The organism is Streptomyces boetiae, assembly GCF_031845405.1.
GTDB lineage: Bacteria > Actinomycetota > Actinomycetes > Streptomycetales > Streptomycetaceae > Streptomyces > Streptomyces boetiae.
Map to the genome: position 1 here is coordinate 1 of NZ_JAVREN010000109.1, position 695 is coordinate 695.

Below are 695 nucleotides of genomic sequence, written 5' to 3' on the forward strand. Positions count from 1 at the left end.
GTATACTCTACCTGACCACCAGAGTCGGTTTAGGGTACGGGCCACCATGAAACATCGCTAGAGGCTTTTCTCGACAGCATAGGATCATCCACTTCACCACAATCGGCTCGGCATCAGGCCTCACCCTGTTGAGCGGCGGATTTACCTGCCACTCGGGCCACACCCTTACCCCGGGAATAACCACCACCCGGGCTGGACTACCTTCCTGCGTCACCCCATCACTCACCTACTACCCCCTCGGGCCACCGGCTCCACCACTCCCCCCTCACCCGAAGGCTACAGGGGGCGGCTTCACGGGCTTAGCATCAGGAGATTCAGCGCTGGCGCTTCACGGCGGGTACCGGAATATCAACCGGTTATCCATCGACTACGCCTGTCGGCCTCGCCTTAGGCCCCGACTTACCCTGGGCAGATCAGCTTGACCCAGGAACCCTTAGTCAATCGGCGCACACGTTTCCCACGTGCATCACGCTACTCATGCCTGCATTCTCACTCGTGAACCGTCCACGACACCCTTCCAGGGCCGCTTCACCCAGCACACGACGCTCCCCTACCCACCACAACAAGTGTGGCGACACGACTTCGGCGGTGTACTTGAGCCCCGCTACATTATCGGCGCAGAATCACTCGACCAGTGAGCTATTACGCACTCTTTCAAGGATGGCTGCTTCTAAGCCAACCTCCTGGCTGTCTGG

1 rRNA gene is annotated in these 695 nt (G+C 59.4%); it reads right to left on the reverse strand.

From position 1 onward, the window contains the following. Positions 1-695, reverse strand: a 23S ribosomal RNA gene (locus tag RM780_RS27590); the annotation flags it as partial.